Here is a 19911-nt window from a genome sequence, read left to right on the forward strand (position 1 = left end):
AGGCCGGCGGCGGAATCAGCGTTTGGGCGTGTAGCGGCCCTTGGACTGGCTGAGGAAATGATACGTGTTGTTCTTCGAATCCACTTCGAAGCCGACACCGGACTGTTCCATGCCCGGGCGGGTCATGGTCACCAGGGCGTCGGTGCGGGCGCGGTTTTCCTTCGGGAACACGTCCAGATGGTCGGTGCGGAAGGTGGTCGGCACCGTGCCCGGGCCGACCGGGCTGTCGCCGGCGACGTTGCCGCGCAGCTTCATCTCGTCGCCCTTGGCGCTGAGCCAGCCGGTTTCGGCACGCAGGGTCCAGTGCCTGCCATCCTTGTCCGGCATCTCGAACAACGGCGTGGCGATGTTGATGGTCTGGTCACCGCGCTGGCGTTCCAGCAACGGTGCGCGCAGCGTGGTCGATTCCTTGCCTTGATCATCCAGGGCGACGATCTGGAAGTCGTGCAGGATGTAATCCACGCCCACTTCCTGGCCGCCACTGGCTGGCCCCTTGTCGCGGTTGCGCAGCGCCGCCCAGCTGCTCAGCAGGGCGGCCAGCAGCAGGCCGATGCCGAGCAGGGTGCGCCAGTTCACGGTCGGCAGGTTCATGCGCCGAACCTCGCCAGCACCGCATCCACATGCCCTTGCGCGGCCAGCAGGATGTCGCACAGCTCGCGCGCGGCGCCACGCCCGCCATCGGCACGGGTCTGCCAGTGCACGCGCTCGGCGATCCACGGATGGGCGTTGGCCGGCGCCACCGCCAGGCCGACCGCGCCCAGCGGCGCCAGGTCCGGTAGGTCATCGCCCATGAAGGCCACCTGTTCCAGGCCGATGCCATGCTGCGCGCACAGCGCCTGCACGCTGGCCAGCTTGTCGCCCACGGCGATCTGGGTGTCGATGCCGAGGTCGGCGCCGCGCTTGAGCGCGGACTGGCTGTTGCGCGCGGTGATCAGCACGGGGTGGATGCCGTGCTGCTGCAGCAGTTTCAGGCCCAGGCCATCCTGCACGAAGTACGCCTTGCTCTCGTTGCCGTCCTTGTCGTAGTACAGCCGACCGTCGGTGAGGGTGCCGTCCACGTCGAAGCAGGCCAGGCGGATACGGGCCGCGGCGGCATGCAGGTGGGCAGGGAAGGCGGGCAAGGGGGACCAGGGCATCAGGGCGGCAGGCTCGGTGGGTTCGGGTGGGGCAGTACAGACTGAATGGGGTCTACGGACTGTCGGTTAAACCACCCGGGCCCGCAACAGGTCATGAATGTTCAGGGCGCCGACTGCGCGGCCCTGGTCATCGACCACGATCAGGCCGGTGATCTTGTGGGTCTCCATCAGCCGGGCCGCCTCCACCGCCAGCTGGTCGGCGCCGATGGTGCGTGGGTTGCGCGTCATCACATCGGCGATCTTGGCGGTGCGCACGTCCAGCGCGCTGTCCAGCGCGCGGCGCAGGTCGCCGTCGGTGAACAGGCCGATCAGTACGCCGCCGGCATCGACCACGGCGGTCATGCCCAGCCGTTTGCGGCTCATCTCCATCAGCGCTTCACTGAGACTGGCGTCGGCGCCCACGCTGGGCAGGTCGTCGCCGGTGTGCATCACGTCGGTGATGTGCAGCAGCAGGCGGCGGCCGAGGCTGCCGGCCGGGTGTGAACGAGCGAAATCGTCGGCGGTGAAGCCGCGTGCGTCGAGCAGGGCCACCGCCAGCGCGTCGCCCATCGCCAGCGAGGCGGTGGTGCTGGAGGTCGGCGCCAGCGCCAGCGGGCAGGCCTCGGCCGGCACGCTCACGTCCAGGTGGATGTCGGCGGCGGTGGCCAGGCTGGACTGTGGGCGCCCGGTCATGGAAATCAGCACGTTGCCCTGGCGCTTGAGCACCGGCAGCAGCATCAGCACTTCGTCCGACTCGCCCGAATAGGACAGCGCCAGCACCACGTCGTCCTCGGTGATCATGCCCAGGTCGCCGTGGCCGGCCTCGCCCGGGTGCACGTAGAAGGCCGGGGTCCCGGTGGAGGCCAGGGTGGCGGCGATCTTGCGGGCGATGTGCCCGGACTTGCCCATGCCGGTGGCGACCACCCGGCCGCGGCTGGCCAAGATCGCCTGGCAGGCCTGCTGGAACGCCTCGCCAAGGCGGTCGGCCACGGCGTCCAGCGCCTGCCGCTCGATCTCGAACACGCGGCGGCCGCTGGCGACCAGGCCGGCAGGGTCGACGGAACGGGGGGGCAACAGGGATTCGGCCATGCGGACGCCACGCAGCGGAAGTAGAATGGAGGCACATTTTATTAGGAAAGCCCGTTGGACGCCGACACCATCCGCAATCTGATCGAAACCGGCCTGCCCGGCGCCCGCGCCGACGTGCAGGGCGACGATGGCGTGCATTTCGAAGCGACCGTGGTCTGCGAGGCCTTCGCCGGCAAGATGCCGCTGGCCCGCCACCGCATGGTGTATGCCACGCTGGGCGACCTGATGGGCGGCGCGATCCACGCGCTGGCGCTGAAAACCGTGACCCCGGCCGAAGCCGGCTGAACCGCAGAAGATCCCGAATACATGGCCAAGATCGTTGTGACCGGCGGCGCTGCGCTGCACGGTGAAGTGAGCATCTCCGGCGCCAAGAACGCCGTCCTCCCCATTCTCTGCGCGACCCTGCTGGCCGATGCGCCGGTGGAGATCACCAACGTGCCGCACCTGCACGACGTGGTCACCACGGTGAAGCTGCTGGGCGAGCTGGGCGCCAAGGTCACCATCGACCAGGGCACGCTGTCGCGCGGCAGTGCGATCGTGGTCGACCCGCGTTCGGTCAACCAGCACGTGGCACCGTACGAGCTGGTCAAGACCATGCGCGCCTCGATCCTGGTGCTGGGCCCGCTGCTGGCCCGCTTCGGCGCGGCCGAAGTATCGCTGCCGGGCGGCTGCGCGATCGGTTCGCGTCCGGTCGACCAGCACATCAAGGGCCTGCAGGCGCTGGGTGCCGAGATCGTGGTCGAGAACGGCTTCATCAAGGCCACCGCCAAGCGGCTGAAGGGGGGGCACTTCACCTTCGACATGGTCAGCGTCACCGGCACCGAGAACGTGCTGATGGGCGCGGTGCTGGCCGAAGGCACCACCATCCTCGACAACTGCGCGATGGAACCGGAAGTGACCGATCTGGCGCACTGCCTGATCGCGCTGGGCGCGAAGATCGAAGGCCTGGGCACTGCCCGCCTGGTGATCGAAGGCGTCGAGCGCCTGTCCGGTGGCCGCCACGAAGTGCTGCCCGACCGTATCGAGACCGGCACCTTCCTGGTGGCCGCAGCGATGACCGGTGGCAAGGTCACGGTCAACCGTGCGCGCCCGAACACCATGGACGCGGTACTGTCCAAGCTGGTCGAAGCCGGTGCGAAGATCGAGACCACCGACGACAGCATCACCCTGGACATGCAGGGCAAGCGGCCGAAGGCGGTCAACCTGACCACCGCGCCGTACCCGGCGTTCCCGACCGACATGCAGGCGCAGTTCATGGCGCTCAACTGCGTGGCCGACGGCGTGGGCGTGATCAACGAAACGATCTTCGAGAACCGTTTCATGCACGTCAACGAACTGCTGCGCCTGGGCGCGGACATCCAGGTCGAAGGGCATACCGCCATCGTGCGTGGCAACGAGCACCTGAGCGGCGCGCCGGTGATGGCCACCGACCTGCGCGCCTCGGCATCGCTGATCCTGGCCGGCCTGATGGCCAGCGGCGATACCACCATCGACCGCATCTACCACCTTGATCGTGGCTACGAGAACATCGAAGAGAAGCTGTCTTCGCTCGGCGCCACCATCCGGCGCGTGCCATGATCCTGCGCGGCAAGTTCAGCCCGCGTCGCAAGGCGCTGCTGGCCCTGGTGCTGATCGTGCTGGCGTGGCTGGGCTATGCCTGGTACGCCAACATCGCCATCACCCAGGGCATCGAGCAGAAGGACATGGACTGGAACGGCGATGGCACGGTCTCGCGTGATGAAATCATCGAGTCGTTCTATGCGGTCGCAGTGAACGACAGCCAGGACGGCAACCGTCATTGCCGCACCTTCGTCTGGCGCAGCACCGGTGAGCAGATCCGCGTGGACTGCCGGACCGAGTTCAAGCCGGCCGAGGAACAGAAACCGGCTGAAGCGAAGAAATAAGAAAACGCCCGCGAAAGCGGGCGTTTTCTTTTCGGTAGTGCCGGCCGCTGGCCGGCAACCCCATCAACCTCGTGGAGCATCGCGAGAATGCCGGGCAGTGGCCGGCACTACCGGTTCGCGCGTCAGTTCATCGCCTTGATGGTCAGGTCCAGCGCATCGCGGCCGCTCTCACGCTGCAGCATGCGCGCCGGCACCGGGAATTCCGGCACGATCCAGGCGATCAGCTCCTTGTTGCCGTCGGCGCGCGAGACCTTGGTGGCCTCGTAGCTCTTGCCGCCCACGGTGATCGATTCCTTGCCGATCACACGGTACGTCATGTTCTTGATGCGGCCTTCGTCGACCATGCGATAGGTCAGCGGCTTGCCCGCCGCCAGGTCACGGGCGATCGCCAGGTTGATCAGCAGCGCGTCCATGTCACCGGCTTTCAGCGCAATCGGGCCAGCGCGATCCGGCTTGATGTCACCGGTCCAGGTGGCCTGGTTGCTGGTCCAGTTGTAGTTGGCCTGCACGTTGCGCTTCTTCACCAGCAGCGCCGAACGGTCCTGGCTGCTGAGCGGGCGCAGCTGGCCACGCACTTCCTCGAACACCGTGCTCTGGCTGAGGTCGGCCAGCTGGTTCTTCACCTGCAGGCTGTAGCGCCACTTGTTGCTGCCTTCGCTGGCCAGGGTCATGGTGCCGTTGGCCTGCATGCCCATGTAGCTGGCCAGGTAATCGGCCTTGAACGGTTCCAGCGCCATGGCCGGCAGGCTGGCCACGGTCAGGGCAGCGGCTGCGATCCAGGTGAGGGGGCGGGTCAGGGTATTCATGCTCAGACTCCTTGGTATTCGATCAGGCGCAGATCGACGCGGTCTTCGCCGTCTTCGCGTTGCAGGATGCGCACCGGGGTGGGGACACCGTTGGCGATCCAGAGAATGGTTTCGTTTCTGCCACCGTTGGTCCGGTAGACCCGCAGTGCGTTGTAGGACAGGTCGCCGACCTCGACGTTCTCGGTCTGCGGCGCGGCCTGGTAGTCGTGTTCGCGGACCTTGCCCATGTCCACGTAGCGGTAATGCATGGAGGCGCCTGGACGCGCATCGCGCATGATCGCCAGGTTGATCAGCAGCGCGCTCTGGTCGCCTGCCTGCAGCGGGATCGGTTGCGCGCGTTCCTTCTTGACGTCACCGGTCCATTGCGCGGTGCCGGCCTGCCAGTTGTAGGTGCCGACCGCCTTCTTGCCCAGGAACAGGCCCTTGCGCACCGTGCTCTGGCTGAGCGGCGCATACACGCCGCTGCGCTCCTCGAACACCGTGCTCTGTTCGATGTTCAGGCCCAGCACGCTGGCAAAGCCGCGGCGGCCGACCACCTGCATGTCCACCCGCCACTGGCTGCCGCCGGTGTGGGTGACCTGCATGCTGGCATCGCCCGCTTCCTTGCCCTTGTAGAAGGCCTGGTAGGTGGCGCTGAACGGTTGCAGCGGCGGTGGCTCCCAGGCCAGTGCCGGTGGCATCGGTACGGCCGGCGCATCGGCTGGCGGCTGCGCTGCGGGCACGGGTGCCGGCGGGGTGGCGGGCGCCTGTGCCTGGCCCCAGCCCACGCCGGGGAACACGGCAAGCGACAACAGCAATGGAGTGGACAGCAGGGTCGTGGTCTTCATGGAGGACAGGGACCGCAGGAGGGGGCAGGATGCCAGCCCCGCAGTCAGCGGGGCGTGTGCATGGGGACTACCGGTTCAGGTTCCCGGCGGAATCTAGGGCCAACGGGCTAAACAGGGGGTGACCGTCCAGTTGCGGCTGGCCCTCCCGTTCAGCCAGGCGGCCGGCGCACAACAGCTGCAGGGTGGCGATCAGCAGCGGATGCTCCACCGCAAGCACGCGCGCGGCCAGGCTGTCGGCGTCATCGCCGGGCAGCACCGGCACCCGCACCTGCGCCAGCACGGCGCCCGCATCCAGCTCGGGCACGACCAGATGCACGCTGGCACCGTGCTCGGCGTCGCCCGCCTGCAGCGCCCGTGCGTGGGTGTCCAGGCCCTTGTGCAGCGGCAGCAGCGATGGATGGATGTTGACCAGCCGGCCATTGAAGCGCTGTACGAAGGCCGCGCCGAGGATGCGCATGTAGCCGGCGCAGACGATCCAGTCCGGTTGTACTGCGGCCAGCGCATCGCCGAGCGCCTGCTCGTAGCTGGCGCGGTCGCTGAAGGACTTCGGTGCATGCGCCCAGCGCAGGTTCGGTGCGACGCGCTGCAGGGCCTCTGCGGCGGGGCGGTCGGAAAACACGCCGACCACCTCGGCGGGCAGTCGGCCGTCGGCAATGGCATCGAGGATGGCCTGCAGGTTGCTGCCGCGGCCGGAGGCGAGCACGGCAATGCGGGTGGTCGCGGTCACTGCTGGGCGCTCCGGCGGATCAGCGGCCAGATCAGCAGGCTGCCGAGGGTGGCCATCAGCATGTCGGCGTGCGCGTCCCACATGTCGCCCTGCTGCCCGTTGTAGGCCTCGGCAGCATCCGGCGACAGCGCCAGCGCGATGGCCCACTCGAACCATTCGTACACCAGGCTGGCACACATCACCGTCATCACCGCCAGGGTGAAGGCCTGGCCCAGGCGCAGCGCCGGCCACGCATGGCGGGCAAGCTGCAGCAGCGCAGGAGTGAAGCAGACGCCGAACAGGAAGTGGATGAGGCGATCGAAATGGTTGCGCTGCCAGCCGAAGGCCGCATTCGGCGACCAGCCGCTCAGTGTCTGCGCCCAGGCGTCGTAGGGCACGTTGGAATACAGCCAGCGCGCGGCCACGCAGTGCAGGGCGATGAAGCCGCAGATCGCGATGAAGGCGCCGTTGCCCAGCCAGCCGCCGCGACGGTCGACCCACAGCAGCGCGGCCAGCCCGATCACGGTCAGGGTGCTGTGCAGGGCCTGTTCGGTAGGCCACAGCGGGTGGACCCAGCTGATTGCGAACACCGCCAGCACGGCGGCAAAGGCCAGCTTCTTGGGGCCCGAGAAACGGTGGGTGGTGGGCGAAGCGGACGTCGGGAGGGCAGGCGCGGACATGGGAAATCGATCAGGAAAGGACGGGGCGTCTGCCGGCAGGTTCAGACACTGAGGTGGTCGCCGCGGTCGAACAGCGCGGCCATGTCAGGTTTGGACAGGAACACCCAGGCATAGGCGGCCAAGGCCATGCCCAGCGGGCCGGCCAGTACGCCCAGCCACGCCGCGCGCCGGCACCAGGCCAGCCCGGTGCGATGTGACAGCTGGCGCGCGGTATACAACTGCACGAACCCCAGCACGGCCGCCAGCACGGCGATGGACGCATAGACCGTGGTCAGCATCCAGGCGTCGTCCAGCCCGCGCGAGTGGGCCACCCATCCGCTGAGGCCAAGGAACGCCACTGTGGCGAACCAATGGAAGCCGGCCAACGCGTAGAACAGCACTTTCAGCGTCTGCAGATGGCTGGTCAGCTGCAGCTGCGCCAGGGTCTGATGCGGCAGCGGCGGCGGATTGCCGGAGGCGGTCATGCGGGCGTGGCGGGAAGGTCGAAGGCGGCCTTCACCTGCGGGCGCAGCAGGGTGATCAGGCTGAACACCCCCAGCACAGTGCCGATGGGGGTGAACAGGCAGGCCAGGCCGGCCGCGATCAGGCACAGCAGGTAGCGGCGTCTCTGGGCCAGGCAGCGGCCGGCATAGGCGACGAACGCGCCCAGGCTGACGCCACCGAATACGGCGACGCAACCGATGAGGGTGAACATCCAGCCGAACAGGCGCTGCTCGGCCGGCGACGACGGCTGGCCGCCGGAATTCATCGGCAGGTTGCCGGTGAGCGCGGTGATGCCCAGCACGATGTGGATGATGAAGATCAGCGAGAACAGCACGATCAGGCCGCCGACCACGTAGTGCGCGATGGCCAGCATGCGCAGGTGGTCGGCATCCTGCGCGTTGAACACCGGTACCGTCGCCAGCGGCGGCGGCACGGGGGCGGGCGACACGGGGAGCGTTGCGTCCATGCGGGCTCCTGGGTTGTCGGGATCAGGCGATGTGGACGCGCTCGGCGCCTTCGGCGGTGACCACCTGGCCGATGGTCCAGTGCTCCAGGCCCTGCGCCTTGACCGCATCGGATACCGCGGCCACCTGGTCCGGCGCCACGATCAGCACGAAGCCGATACCGCAGTTGAAGGTGCGCCACATCTCGCTGTCGGCGACCGCGCCTTCCTTCTGCAGCCACTGGAACACCGGCGGCAGGGTCCAGGACGAGGCCTGGATGTCCAGGCCGAGGCCGTCGGGCACCACGCGGATGATGTTCTCGGTCAGGCCGCCACCGGTGATGTGGGCCATGCCGTGGATGGCCGCGCCGTGCGACTTCAGCAGCGACAGGATCGGCTTCACGTACAGGCGGGTCGGCGCCATCAGCGCATCGACCAGCTTCACGCCGCCTTCCAGCTCCAGCTCGGCCGGGCGGCCGGCGCGGTCGTAGATGCGGCGCACCAGCGAGTAGCCGTTGGAATGCGGGCCGGACGAAGCGATGCCGATCAGCACGTCGCCGGCAGCCACGCTGGCGCCATCCTTCAGCTCGCTCTTCTCGACGGCGGCGACGGTGAAGCCGGCCAGGTCGTACTCGCCCGGGGCATACATGTCGGGCATTTCAGCGGTTTCGCCGCCGATCAGCGCGCAGCCGGCCTCGGTGCAGCCGTTGGCGATGCCGCCCACGACCGCCGCGGCGGTGTCGATGTCCAGCTTGCCGGTGGCGAAGTAGTCCAGGAAGAACAGCGGTTCGGCACCCTGCACCAGCACGTCGTTCACGCACATGGCGACCAGATCGATGCCGATCGTATCGTGGCGGTTCAGCTGGTGGGCCAGCTTCAGCTTGGTGCCCACGCCGTCGGTACCCGACACCAGCACCGGCTCGCGGTACTTGTTGGACAGGTCGAACAGGGCGCCGAAGCCGCCCAGGCCACCCATCACTTCCGGGCGGAAGCTGCGCTTGACCAGGGGCTTGATCCGCTCGACCAGTTCGTTGCCGGCGTCGATGTCGACACCCGCGTCACGGTAGGTGAGGGGGGAGGGGGCGGAAGACGGGGTGTTGGTCACGGGCGTCGGCGCTGGCAGGGGTTGAACGGGCGATTTTAACAGGCCGCATTGGCGCAAAGGCCGTATTCGGGCAACAATTCCCCCGGATACGTCGAGCCAATGGATGTCCTGATGCGCCGCAGCCTGATTCTGACCCTGCTCCTTGCGCTGAGCCTGCCGGTGGCCACGATGGCCCAGAGCGGCCTGCGCACCGAGGGTGATGTTGCCACCGCCACTGGCGCGTACGAGGCCGAAGTGCCCGTCAACAGCCAGGCCGAGGCCGACCGCAACGGTGCGCTGGCCCGCGCCTTGAGCGTTGTACTGGGCAAGTTGTCCGGCGATCGCAGCGTGATGTCGCGCCCTGGCGTGGCGCAGGCGCTGCGCAATGCCAAGGATTACGTGGCCAGCTACGACTACAAGCAGGACCAGAGCGTGAGCGCCAGTGGCGCCCCCAGCTTCCGTACCCTGCTGGTGGCCCGCTTCCGCGAGGACGATGTCGATTCGCTGGTGTCGGCGCTGGGCCTGCCGCTGTGGCCGCAGCCGCGACCGAAGCCGGTGCTGTGGCTGGCCGTCGATGACGGCAGCGGTCCGCGCCTGGTCAGCGTGCAGCAGGCCAACGCCGCCCGCCCGTTGCTGAACCGCGCCATTGAACGCGGCTACAAGCTGGGCCTGCCCAGCGGTGGTGCCGCCGAACAGGCGCTGGCCGGTGCCATCTGGCGCCAGGACAGTGCCGCCGTGGCCCGTGCCTCTTCGCGCTACTCGCCGCCGATGCAGCTGATCGGCAAGCTGTACCGCGCCAATGGCGGCTGGCAGGCGGACTGGGTGTTCGTCGACAACGGCCGTGAGCTGAACAAGTGGACCAGCAAGGACGCCAACGCCATGCGCGCGATGGCCGCCGGTGCCGATGGTGCCGCCGATGCGCTGGTCAAGCGCTATGCCAAGGCCGGCGCGGCCGTCGGCCAGGCCGGCACCTATCGGGTGGTGGTCACCGGCATCAACAGTGCCGACGACTACCTGCGCCTGGCTGCCGGCCTGCGTGAGGTGCCGGTGGTGCGCAACGTCACCCCGCTGCACGCTTCGGCCGGCCAGCTGGAGCTGAGCCTGGAGATGACCACCGGCCTGGCCGGCTTCAACCGCATGCTGGGCGACAACGGCGTGCTGGTGCCGAGCGCACCGCTGCCGGCCCTGCCGACGCCGATCGACGACACCACCGGTGCCCCGGTCGCTGCGCCGGTCAGCAACGAGTACCGCCTGCGATGAACCTGACCCCGGAAGCGGAAATCGCGCAGTTCCTGCGCCGCCTGAAGTACATCCTGTTCGCCGGCCTGATCGGCTGGGTGGTGTGGTTGCTGGCGCCGATCCTGACCCCGTTCGTGCTGGCGCTGGCGCTGGCCTGGCTGGGCGATCCGCTGGTGGACCGCATCGAGGCCACCGGCCGTTCGCGCATGACCGGCGTGGTGCTGGTGTTCGCGGCGATGGTGCTGGTGATCGTGGCGCTGCTGCTGGTGCTGGTGCCGATGATCGAGCGCCAGATCACCACCCTGATTGCGGTCGCGCCGCAGGCACAGGCGTGGCTGATGGAAAAGGGCATTCCCTGGTTCGAGCAGAAGACCGGCCTGGAAGTGATGCAGTGGCTGGACCCGGACCGCCTGATCGAATGGGTGCGCAGCCACTGGCAGCAGGCCGGCGGCTTCGCCACCACGTTCATGGGCTACGTCTCGCGTTCGGGCTTTGCGATGGTGACCTGGGTGGTCAACATCCTGCTGCTGCCGATCCTGGCGTTCTACTTCCTGCGTGACTGGGACAAGCTGGTCGAGCGCGTGGCGTCGGTGATTCCGCGCAACCAGATCGGCACCATCAGCGCATTGGCGCGTGAGTCCAACGAGGTGCTGGGCGCCTTCATCCGCGGTCAGTTCCTGGTGATGCTGGCGCTGGGCGTGATCTATGCCGGCGGCCTGTCGCTGGTCGGCCTCAAGCTGGGTCTGCTGATCGGCCTGATTGCCGGCCTGATCAGCTTCATTCCCTACCTGGGCGCGACCACCGGCATCCTGATGGCGGTGGTCGCCGCACTGGTGCAGGCACAGGGCTTCGACCTGAAGCTGCTGATCCTGGTCGGCGTGGTGTTCACCGTGGGCCAGCTGCTGGAAAGCTACGTGCTGACCCCGCGCATCGTCGGCGACAAGATCGGCCTGCACCCGGTGGCAGTGATCTTCGCGGTGATGGCCGGCGGCCAGCTGTTCGGCTTCCTCGGCATGCTGCTGGCGCTGCCGGTGGCAGCGGTGACCAACGTGCTGCTGCGCTACGCGCACCAGCGTTATCGCCAGAGCGAGCTGTACGTGGGTGAGAAGCCGGCGATCGTGCTTGATGGCGTGGTCGATGCCCCCCATATCATCATTCCGAACGACAAGGGCCCCGACCTGAAGTGATGGGTGTGCCGCAACTGCCGCTGGCCCTGCATTACCCGCGGGACCAGCGCCTGGAGACCTTCATCGGCGCGCCGGACGGCGCGCTGGCGCAGCTGCGCGCGATCGCGGTGGGTGCCAGCCACGATTGGGTTTATCTGGAAGGTGCGGCGGGCACGGGCAAGACCCACCAGGCACTGGCGATGTGCTCCAGCGCCGAGCAGGCCGGGCGACTGCCGACCTACGTACCGCTGGCCAGCGCCGCCGGCCGCGTACGCGCGGCGTTGGATGGGCTGGAGGCGCGCGAGCTGGTGGCGCTGGACGGCCTGGACGAGGTGGCCGGCAACCGCGAGGACGAGATCGCGCTGTTCGATTTCCACAACCGCGCGCGCGCTGCGGGCGTGACCGTGCTGTACACGGCGCAGAAGGCGCCGGAAGAACTGGGCCTGGTACTGCCCGACCTGCGCTCGCGGCTGGGCCAGTGCGTGCGTGTGCTGCTGCAGCCGCTGGATGAGGAAGGGCGGGCAGCGGTGCTGCGTGAGCGCGCGCTGCGGCGTGGGCTGGCGATCGACGAGGCCTCGATCGAGTGGCTGCTGTCGCACACCGGTCGCGAGCTGGGTGGATTGATCACGCTGCTGGACTGGCTGGACCGCGAGTCGCTGGCGGCGAAGCGGCGGATCACCGTGCCGTTCCTGCGCCAGGTGCTGGAAGAAGGCCGGCCGCGTTACTGAGGGTGGGGTTTGCTTTGCAGGGCTGCGCCCTGCACCCGCCGAAGCCGAAGCCGAAGCAACGTCGACGTCAAAAGCGGGCTATCCGTGGGATGGCGGGGTGGCTCAGGTTGCGGGGGACGGCGCAAGTACGTCCCTGTAGCCTCGGTCGCGCCATCCATGGCGCTCACGCCCCCGCAACCTGAGCCACCCCGCCTTCGACAGGTTCCCGCGATCTGCCGGGACTGCATACTGCACTGCTGTTGGTGGGTGTCGACCTTGGTCGACACGTGTCTTGCTTGTGGTGGGCGACTCTTGTTTGTGGTGGGTGACGACCGTTGGTCGTCATCAGAGCAAGCGCAGCGAAGCGACCCGCTTTTGCTTTTCTTTCTTTCTTCCGTGGCTGGACGCCCACGGAAACTGTCAGAGGCTGGTCGGGTGGGCCATGCAGGGGCGTTGGCGCCATGGATGGCGCCATCGAGCTTACAGGGACGTACTTGCAGCGTCCCCTGCATGGCCCACCCGACCGGCCAAACACGCGATCCGCTCTACGCGCCCAGCCACGAGGGGCTCAGCCGTTCGCGGCCAACTCAGCATCCAGCGCGCGCAGGCGATCTACCGTCCCGACATCGGTCCAGCGCCCGCGATGGTGCTGCCCCGTCATCAACCCCTGTGCCATGAAGTGCTTCTGCAGCGGCACCACCGAGAACTTCGGCGGCAGCCGCTCGCTGCCCGGTGCATCACCGATCACCGTGCGCCAGTCGGCCACGATGGAAGGGCGATACACGCCGATACCGGCATAGGTCAGGCACGGGCCTTCGCGGTCGTGATGCAACACGCCCTGCGCGTCGAGCCGGTAGTCACCGTGCGGGTGCTGCGCCGGATTGTCGACCAGAACCAGATGCGCCTGGCCCTGCGGCTCGCGCGGCAGCGTGGCGAAATCGAAATCGGTCCAGATGTCGCCGTTCACCACCAGAAACGGGGCGTCGCCCAGCACCGGCAACGCGTTGAGGATGCCGCCGCCGGTTTCCAGCGGGGTCTGCCCTTCGTACATGAAATGCAGGCGCAGGCCCCATTGGCTGCCATCGCCCAGCGTCGCTGGAAACTGTTCGGCCAGCCATGCGGTGTTGACCACCACCTCGCGCACGCCGAGTGCGGCCAGGCGTTCCATGTGCCAGACGATCAGCGGTTTGCCGGCCACTTCCAGCAGCGGCTTGGGCGTGTGCAGGGTCAGCGGGCGCATGCGCTCGCCGAGGCCGGCAGCAAAGACCAGCGCCTTCATCGGGCCACGCGCATCGGTGCGGCCAGGTCGGTCAGCGCCGGCTTGATGCGGTGTTCCAGCAGCTGCTGCAGCGGTGCCAGCTCGCGGTAGCGCGGCAGCACTTCATCCAGATAGGTGATGAAGCGCGGCGCGTCGTCGAGGTAATGGCCCTTGTTGTCGCGATAGCGCAGGCGGCAGAACAGGCCGAGGATCTTCACGTGGCGCTGGATGCCCATCCAGTCGGCATCGCGCAGGAAGGTGGCGCGGTCGGGCACCGGCAGGCCGGCGTTGCGGGCGCGCTCGTGATACTGCGCCAGCCACTCGTCCACACGCTGCAGCGGCCAGCTCAGGAACGCGTCCTTGAACAGGCTCATCGCATCGTAGGCGATCGGGCCGCGCACCAGGTCCTGGAAATCCAGCACTGCCGGACCATTCTCGACCGGCATCAGATTGCGCGGCATGTAGTCGCGATGGGTCATCAGCTGGGCCTGGCCCAGCGCGTTGTCCATCAACCTGCGGTGCACCAGCTGCAGCCCTTCAATCTCGCCGCAGTCCAGTTCCAGGTTCAGGTGGCGCTGCAGGAACCATTCGTCGAACAGGCCGGCATCGCGCTGCAGCAGTGCTTCGCCGAACTGGCCGAAGTCGGCCGGCACCGGGATCGCCTGCAGGCGCAGCAGCTGTTCGATCGAACGGCCGAACCATTCATCGGCGTTGCGCTCGTCGAGGATCTTCGCCAGGGTCGGGCCGCCGAGATCTTCCAGCAGCAGGAAGCCGGCATCCAGATCCTGTGCCAGCAGCGCGGGCACACGCAGGCCGTTGTCATCCAGCAGGCCGCGCATGCGCAGCCACGGGCGCGGATCTTCCAGCCCCGGCGGGGCATCCATCACGATGTGGCTGCCGCGCGTGCTGGTGGTGCGCCAGTAGCTGCGCATGCCGGCATCGACCGAGGCGCGTTCGACCACCGCACTGGAATCATCGAGCTGGGTACGGGCCCACTGCAGGCGCTGCGCGCTGCGCTGGGGATCGGAGGCGGGTTCGGTCATGCAGGCATATCCGGGCGCGCGGGGCGCGCCTACGTCGGGAACAGGAAGGGAAGAGGGTGCGGGATCAGCGGCGACCGCTGAACAGACGCAGGACGGCCAGCACGGCCACCGCGCCCAGCACCGCACCGAGGAAGCCGGCCGGCTCACCGGGGGCGTACCAGCCCATGTACTGGCCGAACCACCCCGCCAGCAGCGCGCCGATGATGCCCAGCACGATGGTCAGCAGGCAGCCCATGCGGTTGTTGCCGGGCATGAAGAATCGCCCGAGCAGGCCGACGAAGAAGCCGACCAGGATGATGTAGAGCCAGCTGCTGCTGCCGAACAGACCATTCATGCGCGCGATTTCCACCAAGGGTGGACGCAGCCTAGCAAGGCCAGGCTGCGTCCGTCACGGTGTGCCGGATTCAGCAGCAGCCGTGGTCGCCGTGGCGGGTGCCACTGTCGGCAGCCACCGGCGAACCGCTGGTCTCGCCGCGCAGGCTGGCGGCGTAGTGCTCGCTGATCACCTTGGACACGCAGGCGGTGACCTTCTTGCCCATCGGAATGTGCAGGAACTCGTTCGGGCCGTGTGCATTGGAGTGCGGGCCGAGCACGCCGGTGATCATGAACTGGGCGCCCGGGAACTTCTCACCCAGCATGCCCATGAACGGGATCGAGCCACCTTCGCCCATGTACATCGCCGGCTTGCCGAAGAAGGCCTGGCTGGCGTCGTCGATGGCCTGGGTCAGCCACGGCGCCATGGCCGGGGCGTTCCAGCCGGTGGAGGCCTTTTCCAGATCCAGAGTGACCTGCGCGCCGTTCGGCGGATCGCGCAGCAGCGCTTCCTTCAGCAGCTCACCGCAGGTCTTGCCATCGGCGGTCGGCGGCAGGCGCAGCGACAGCTTCACCGAGGTCTGCGGGCGCAGCACGTTGCCGGCCGATTCCAGCGCCGGCATGCCACCGACGCCGGTGACCGACAGTGCCGGGCGCCAGGTGCGGTTGAGCACCAGCTCGGTCAGGTCCTCGTTCATCGGACGCAGACCGTCGACCATCGGGAACTTCTCGAAGATCTCGGTATCGACCACTTCGGCGGCGCGCTTGGCCTGTTCCTGGCGCTGGGCCGGGATCTCAACGTTCATGCCGTCGATCAGGATGCGGCCGGTGTCCTGGTCCTCGATGCGCGACAGCAGCTGGCGCAGCAGGCGGAAGCTGGACGGCACCACGCCGGAGGCATCGCCGGAGTGCACGCCTTCGTTGAGCACCTTCACGGTGAAGTTGCCGCCGGTCAGGCCGCGCAGCGAGGTGGTGCACCACAGCTGGTCGTAGTTGGCGCAGCCCGAATCCAGGCAGACCACCAGCGACGGCTTGCCGATGCGGTCGGCGAGGTGGTCGACGTAGGCCGGCAGGTCATAGCTGCCCGACTCTTCACAGGCTTCGATCAGCACCACGCAGCGGGCGTGCGGCAGGCCCTGGGCCTGTAGTGCCAGCACCGCGGCCAGCGAGCCGAAGATGGCGTAGCCGTCGTCCGCACCGCCGCGGCCATACAGCTTGTCGCCGCGCAGGACCGGGGTCCACGGGCCGAGGTCGTCGTCCCAGCCGGTCATTTCCGGCTGCTTGTCGAGGTGGCCGTAGAGCAGGATGGTGTCGTCGCCGGTTTCGGCGCCGGTAGCCGGAATTTCCAGGAAGATCAGCGGGGTACGGCCTTCCAGACGCACCACTTCAACCTTCAGGCCGGGCAGCTGCTGGGCCTTGGCCCAGTTCTCCATCAGGGTGACCGCCTGTTCCATGTAGCCGTTCTGCACCCAATTGGCGTCGAACATCGGCGACTTGTTGGGAATGCGGATGTAGTCGACCAACTGCGGGACGATTTCGCTGTCCCACTTGTCATTGACGAATTGGCCGAGCTTGGCGCTGTCCATCTGAAACTCCGGTTGCATGGGCTGATCCGGCCATTCTACGCCTGTGCCGCGGGTAGGGTTTTTCCTACATCACGTCGGGTATTTGGCTGGCTTTTAGAAATCCAGGAAACCGATAGGCTGTGTGCATGTGGTGACGGACACTGTTCCTACCGACGGGATTGCCGGTCGGGACGGCCAGAATCACAAGGAGATACACGTCGTGCCTTGGAGTGTCGTGTTGAGGGCACTGGTGCTGGTCGTGTGGATCGCTGGGGCGCATGCCGCCGAACCGATCGACATCAACCGCGCCGATGCCCAGGCGCTGCAGCAGGGATTGACGATGGTCGGAGCCGCCAAGGCCGAGGCGATCGTCGAGCACCGGCGCAGACACGGCCCGTTTCATCGCGTCGAGGACCTGACGCAGGTGAAGGGGATAGGGAAAGCAATCGTCGAACGGAATCGACAGCGGATCACCGTAGGCAACAGGTTGTTGCCGGCGGATCCGGTACCCGGATCGGTACCGGTGCGAACCGTACCGAGGCGCTAACAGCAGGAATCGTCGGAACCGGCAGGAGGCTGGTTCACCGGTCACGGACAGGAAGGCCGTGACCACCGACCGCCGCAGGACGCGGCACCAATCACCAGGATGGTGGCATCACAGACCTGTGGAAGGGGCTGAGATACAAACAGGACAGACGCGGCCGCGTGCAGGATGCAACGCTACCCCCACAGCGCAGGATGCGAGGGGGCGGCAGCAGGCCGACAAGGACGTAACGATTGCCCGGTACGACACATGGCTGTGTCGCCGGGCAGTTTCATTTCCGGCGCCTGGTTTTGCCGCGGCCACCACGGGTCGATGGTGTACGGTGGCCGCACCGCATGGAAAGGACCCCCGCTGGATGCTTCTGCACCGCCCCACCACCCTGATGCTCGCCCTTGCACTGGCCCTGCCGCTGCTGGGCCATGCCGCTGCGCCGACGCCGGCCGCCAAGCCTGCCGCTGCCGCAGCCAGCACCGCCGAAGTGCGCGGACCGACCGACCTCAAGCCGGGCGAATACCTGTGGCATCCGGAAATTTCACCGACCGGCCCGATCGTGCTGGTGGTCAGCCTCGATGAGCAGCGCGCGTACGTGTACCGCAACGGCATTGCCATCGGCCTGACCACGATCAGCTCGGGCAAGGCTGGGCATGAGACGCCGACCGGCGTGTTCACCATCCTGCAGAAGGACAAGGACCACAAGTCCAACCTCTACAACAGCGCGCCGATGCCCTACATGCAGCGGCTGACCTGGGACGGCATCGCCCTGCATGGCGGCAGCCTGCCTGGTCATCCGGCCTCGCATGGCTGCGTGCGGCTGCCGCAGGCCTTCGCGCAGAAGCTGTTCAGTGAAACCCAGCGTGGCGACACCGTGGTCGTGGCCGATGCCAAAGGCTCGCCGATGACGCTGGCCTATCCGTCGGTGTTGGCGCCGGTCAACGCGCGCGGCCAGGCCCTTCCGGAAACCGAGGGTGGGGCCCCGGCGCAGGCCTGGTGGGATGACGCCGCGGCGCCGGCCGGGCAGGTCGGCATCCTGGTCAGCCTGCACGACCAGCGCCTGTACGTGCTGCGCGATGGCGTGATGATCGGCGAGTCGCCGCTGAAGGCCGACGCCCTGCCGGCGTTCCAGGGCACCACCCTGTTCGTGATGGGGCAGGGCTACAGCGATACGCCCAGCCCGCTGGACGCGAACAAGCGCCTGCACCAGTGGACGGCCTATCCGCTGCTGGGCCAGGACCGTGCCCAGGCCACGCCGGACCTGCTGGCCACGCCCTCGCTGCCGATGGCGTTGCCGGCCGATTTCGCCCGCCAGCTGTACCAGGTGCTGGTACCGGGCACGACCCTGCTGGTGACCTCGCTGCCGGCGGTCCGCCCAAGCCCGGCTGAATCCGGAATGCAGCCGGTCTTGGAATCCGAGCCGCCAGGGTCCACCCTCAAGGGCAACTGAGTCCCTTCGTTGTGCCCATGACTGCATCCCGCCTGTGCCGGCTGGCCGCGTTCGGCCTGCTGGCGACCTCGGCCAGTGCTCCGGCGCTGGCACAGACGCCCGCCCTTGCCACCAGTGCCGATGATCTGGCCGCCTTGCTGTCGCGCAGTGCGCCCAAGGCCGACCGCCACGTATTGCAGCTGGCGGCGCACGCCATGCGCTGCGCGCTGCAGCGGCCGGAGCTGGGCATCAATGGTGATCGCCTCAGCGTGATCGATTATTCGCGGCCGTCCACCGAGCCGCGTCTGTGGGTGTTCGACCTGGCCCACCAGCGCCTGCTGTTCGAGGAATGGGTGGCGCATGGCCGCAACAGCGGTGAGAACCGCACCGAACACTTCTCCAATCGCGATGGCAGCTTCATGTCCAGCCTCGGCGCGTTCACCGCGCAGGAGACGTACATGGGCGGCAACGGCTATTCGCTGCGCCTGGCCGGGCTGGAACCGGGCTTCAACGACCGCGCGCGTGACCGAGCCATCGTCATCCATGGTGCGCCGTACGTGAACCCGGCTACCGCGCAGCTGCAGGGGCGGCTGGGCCGCAGCCTGGGTTGCCCTGCGGTGCGGCTGTCGGTGGCCAAGCCGCTGATCGATGCGTTGCGTGGTGGCACGATGGTGTTTGCTTACTACCCCGACCAGGATTGGCTGAAGCACTCGCAGCTGCTGGCCGGCGAGTGCGGTGGCCAGGGCACGCTCGCCACGCGGTGATGCATGACGGCGCGCGGCATGATGCAATGCGCCGATGAACATCGACTCCCTGTTGCACACTCCGAGCCAGGTGATCTCCCGCCTGGACTATCGCCGCGAACGCTGGCGCAACGGCCTGGGCTGGACCCGCGAGATCCTGCGACTGCCGGCGCAGGGTGATGACTGGGCGCTACGCCTGTCGGTGGCCGAGATCGAGCAGGATGCCGCGTTCTCCGCCTTCCCCGGCGTGGAGCGCGAGCTGGTGCTGCTGCAGGGCAATGGCGTGCGTCTTCGCTTCGACGATGGCCGCGTGGCCGAGGTGCTGCCGCCGCACGGACGCGTGCGTTTTGCCGGTGAGGAAGCGCTGCACGGCGAACTGGTCGATGGCACCACCCACGACTTCAACCTGATGTGGAAGCGCGAGCTGCTGCAGGCCGAGCTGCTGCACCGGCCGCTGGTGGGCGCCATGTTCTTCTTCTGCGAACCGGGTGTGGCCTGGGCGCTGCATCTGCTGGCCGGTCAGGCGGAGTTCGGTGCAGATAGCGGCTTGCCGGCGCTGCAGGCGGGAGACACTGCGTGGTTGGCGGCCGGTGAACGGCAGCGTCATGCGGTGCAGGGCGGTGGCGAATTGCTGGCGATCCGGATCAGTGCGGCGGCGGGATGATTCCTGGGCGCCGGTTGGCACTATCCACGCATGGCGTGGATCTACTGCAAATGCGGTTGCCACCATGCCTGGACACGCCGTTCAGTAGATCCACGCCATGCGTGGATGCGGCCA

24 protein-coding genes are annotated in these 19911 nt (G+C 67.7%); 10 read left to right on the forward strand and 14 right to left on the reverse strand.

All coding sequences use genetic code 11. The features are described from left to right. Positions 1 to 15: 15 nt before the first annotated feature. The 3 genes from lptC to QRO95_RS16970 all read right to left on the reverse strand — a co-directional run bounded on the left by lptC (position 16) and on the right by QRO95_RS16970 (position 2204). Positions 16 to 591, reverse strand: a complete 576-nt coding sequence (gene lptC / locus QRO95_RS16960) for an LPS export ABC transporter periplasmic protein LptC (RefSeq protein WP_285303060.1) — start codon at positions 589 to 591, stop codon at positions 16 to 18. Further along, a complete protein-coding gene (locus QRO95_RS16965; RefSeq protein WP_049398160.1) occupies positions 588 to 1136 on the reverse strand; it encodes an HAD family hydrolase in 549 nt (182 codons plus the stop codon). Before QRO95_RS16965 ends, lptC begins: the two co-directional genes overlap by 4 nt. A 66-nt stretch (positions 1137 to 1202) precedes the next feature. Continuing rightward, positions 1203 to 2204, reverse strand: coding sequence for a KpsF/GutQ family sugar-phosphate isomerase (locus QRO95_RS16970; protein WP_032130370.1), 1002 nt, complete (start codon positions 2202 to 2204; stop codon positions 1203 to 1205). A gap of 54 nt (positions 2205 to 2258) precedes the next feature. Between QRO95_RS16970 and QRO95_RS16975 the strand changes: the two genes are divergently transcribed. Genes QRO95_RS16975 through QRO95_RS16985 form a run of 3 tightly spaced genes read left to right on the forward strand, consistent with a single transcriptional unit; the run spans position 2259 to position 4108 of the window. Next, on the forward strand, positions 2259 to 2489 hold the full coding sequence (locus QRO95_RS16975) for a BolA family protein (RefSeq protein WP_005408396.1): 231 nt from the start codon (positions 2259 to 2261) through the stop codon (positions 2487 to 2489). 21 nt (positions 2490 to 2510) lie between these two features. Beyond that, positions 2511 to 3782, forward strand: coding sequence for a UDP-N-acetylglucosamine 1-carboxyvinyltransferase (murA, locus tag QRO95_RS16980; protein ID WP_049462885.1), 1272 nt, complete (start codon positions 2511 to 2513; stop codon positions 3780 to 3782). After that, positions 3779 to 4108, forward strand: a complete 330-nt coding sequence (locus QRO95_RS16985; RefSeq protein ID WP_032130368.1) for a hypothetical protein — start codon at positions 3779 to 3781, stop codon at positions 4106 to 4108. The genes murA and QRO95_RS16985 overlap by 4 nt, the downstream gene beginning before the upstream one ends. A 122-nt stretch (positions 4109 to 4230) precedes the next feature. Here QRO95_RS16985 and QRO95_RS16990 read toward each other — a convergent pair whose 3' ends face one another. The 7 genes from QRO95_RS16990 to purM form a co-directional block, all read right to left on the reverse strand. Beyond that, the gene (locus tag QRO95_RS16990; protein ID WP_010483632.1) at positions 4231 to 4914 is read right to left on the reverse strand and encodes a DUF3108 domain-containing protein; all 684 of its coding nucleotides are present in this window, start codon (positions 4912 to 4914) and stop codon (positions 4231 to 4233) included. Positions 4915 to 4916: 2 nt separating this feature from the next. Beyond that, positions 4917 to 5741, reverse strand: coding sequence for a DUF3108 domain-containing protein (locus tag QRO95_RS16995; RefSeq protein WP_049462886.1), 825 nt, complete (start codon positions 5739 to 5741; stop codon positions 4917 to 4919). Between the two features lie 67 nt (positions 5742 to 5808). Next, positions 5809 to 6468: a phosphoribosylglycinamide formyltransferase gene (gene purN / locus QRO95_RS17000; RefSeq protein WP_049398165.1), complete on the reverse strand. Its 660-nt coding sequence runs from the start codon at positions 6466 to 6468 to the stop codon at positions 5809 to 5811. Continuing rightward, positions 6465 to 7127: a DUF2238 domain-containing protein gene (locus tag QRO95_RS17005; protein WP_049398166.1), complete on the reverse strand. Its 663-nt coding sequence runs from the start codon at positions 7125 to 7127 to the stop codon at positions 6465 to 6467. Before QRO95_RS17005 ends, purN begins: the two co-directional genes overlap by 4 nt. A gap of 41 nt (positions 7128 to 7168) precedes the next feature. Continuing rightward, entirely contained in the window at positions 7169 to 7591 is a 423-nt protein-coding gene (locus QRO95_RS17010; RefSeq protein WP_032130364.1) for a hypothetical protein, read from the reverse strand. After that, positions 7588 to 8076, reverse strand: a complete 489-nt coding sequence (locus QRO95_RS17015) for a hypothetical protein (RefSeq protein ID WP_285303061.1) — start codon at positions 8074 to 8076, stop codon at positions 7588 to 7590. Before QRO95_RS17015 ends, QRO95_RS17010 begins: the two co-directional genes overlap by 4 nt. A gap of 22 nt (positions 8077 to 8098) precedes the next feature. Next, positions 8099 to 9157, reverse strand: a complete 1059-nt coding sequence (gene purM / locus QRO95_RS17020; protein ID WP_049421530.1) for a phosphoribosylformylglycinamidine cyclo-ligase — start codon at positions 9155 to 9157, stop codon at positions 8099 to 8101. A 99-nt stretch (positions 9158 to 9256) separates the two neighbouring features. Between purM and QRO95_RS17025 the strand changes: the two genes are divergently transcribed. The 3 genes from QRO95_RS17025 to hda are packed head-to-tail and all read left to right on the forward strand — an operon-like array spanning position 9257 to position 12269. Then, the gene (locus QRO95_RS17025) at positions 9257 to 10396 is read left to right on the forward strand and encodes a DUF2066 domain-containing protein (protein ID WP_032130361.1); all 1140 of its coding nucleotides are present in this window, start codon (positions 9257 to 9259) and stop codon (positions 10394 to 10396) included. Continuing rightward, positions 10393 to 11562 carry an AI-2E family transporter gene (locus tag QRO95_RS17030; RefSeq protein WP_032130360.1) on the forward strand — a complete coding sequence of 390 codons (1170 nt, stop codon included), beginning with the start codon at positions 10393 to 10395 and terminating at the stop codon, positions 11560 to 11562. The genes QRO95_RS17025 and QRO95_RS17030 overlap by 4 nt, the downstream gene beginning before the upstream one ends. Next, positions 11562 to 12269, forward strand: a complete 708-nt coding sequence (gene hda, locus QRO95_RS17035; protein ID WP_032130359.1) for a DnaA regulatory inactivator Hda — start codon at positions 11562 to 11564, stop codon at positions 12267 to 12269. Before QRO95_RS17030 ends, hda begins: the two co-directional genes overlap by 1 nt. A gap of 547 nt (positions 12270 to 12816) precedes the next feature. Here the strand turns inward: hda and murU are convergent. From murU to QRO95_RS17055, 4 genes are all read right to left on the reverse strand, one after another. Continuing rightward, entirely contained in the window at positions 12817 to 13527 is a 711-nt protein-coding gene (gene murU, locus QRO95_RS17040; RefSeq protein ID WP_285303062.1) for an N-acetylmuramate alpha-1-phosphate uridylyltransferase MurU, read from the reverse strand. Then, complete coding sequence (locus QRO95_RS17045) at positions 13524 to 14549, reverse strand: aminoglycoside phosphotransferase family protein (protein WP_100437460.1); 1026 nt, start codon at positions 14547 to 14549, stop codon at positions 13524 to 13526. The genes murU and QRO95_RS17045 overlap by 4 nt, the downstream gene beginning before the upstream one ends. A 64-nt stretch (positions 14550 to 14613) precedes the next feature. Continuing rightward, positions 14614 to 14883, reverse strand: a complete 270-nt coding sequence (locus tag QRO95_RS17050; RefSeq protein WP_049398791.1) for a GlsB/YeaQ/YmgE family stress response membrane protein — start codon at positions 14881 to 14883, stop codon at positions 14614 to 14616. Positions 14884 to 14953: 70 nt separating this feature from the next. Beyond that, entirely contained in the window at positions 14954 to 16447 is a 1494-nt protein-coding gene (locus QRO95_RS17055; protein WP_285303072.1) for a M20 family metallopeptidase, read from the reverse strand. 199 nt (positions 16448 to 16646) lie between these two features. Between QRO95_RS17055 and QRO95_RS17060 the strand changes: the two genes are divergently transcribed. From QRO95_RS17060 to QRO95_RS17075, 4 genes are all read left to right on the forward strand, one after another. Then, positions 16647 to 16973 (forward strand): helix-hairpin-helix domain-containing protein, encoded by a 327-nt coding sequence (locus QRO95_RS17060; protein ID WP_012510302.1) that lies wholly within the window; start codon positions 16647 to 16649, stop codon positions 16971 to 16973. A gap of 352 nt (positions 16974 to 17325) precedes the next feature. After that, positions 17326 to 18411, forward strand: a complete 1086-nt coding sequence (locus QRO95_RS17065) for a L,D-transpeptidase (protein ID WP_285303063.1) — start codon at positions 17326 to 17328, stop codon at positions 18409 to 18411. A gap of 17 nt (positions 18412 to 18428) precedes the next feature. Continuing rightward, positions 18429 to 19154 carry a murein L,D-transpeptidase catalytic domain family protein gene (locus tag QRO95_RS17070; protein ID WP_012510304.1) on the forward strand — a complete coding sequence of 242 codons (726 nt, stop codon included), beginning with the start codon at positions 18429 to 18431 and terminating at the stop codon, positions 19152 to 19154. Between the two features lie 34 nt (positions 19155 to 19188). Then, positions 19189 to 19797 carry a HutD family protein gene (locus tag QRO95_RS17075; RefSeq protein WP_285303064.1) on the forward strand — a complete coding sequence of 203 codons (609 nt, stop codon included), beginning with the start codon at positions 19189 to 19191 and terminating at the stop codon, positions 19795 to 19797. Positions 19798 to 19911: the final 114 nt, after the last annotated feature.

This window comes from Stenotrophomonas maltophilia group sp. Smal13 (genome assembly GCF_030236855.1).
GTDB lineage: Bacteria > Pseudomonadota > Gammaproteobacteria > Xanthomonadales > Xanthomonadaceae > Stenotrophomonas > Stenotrophomonas maltophilia_A.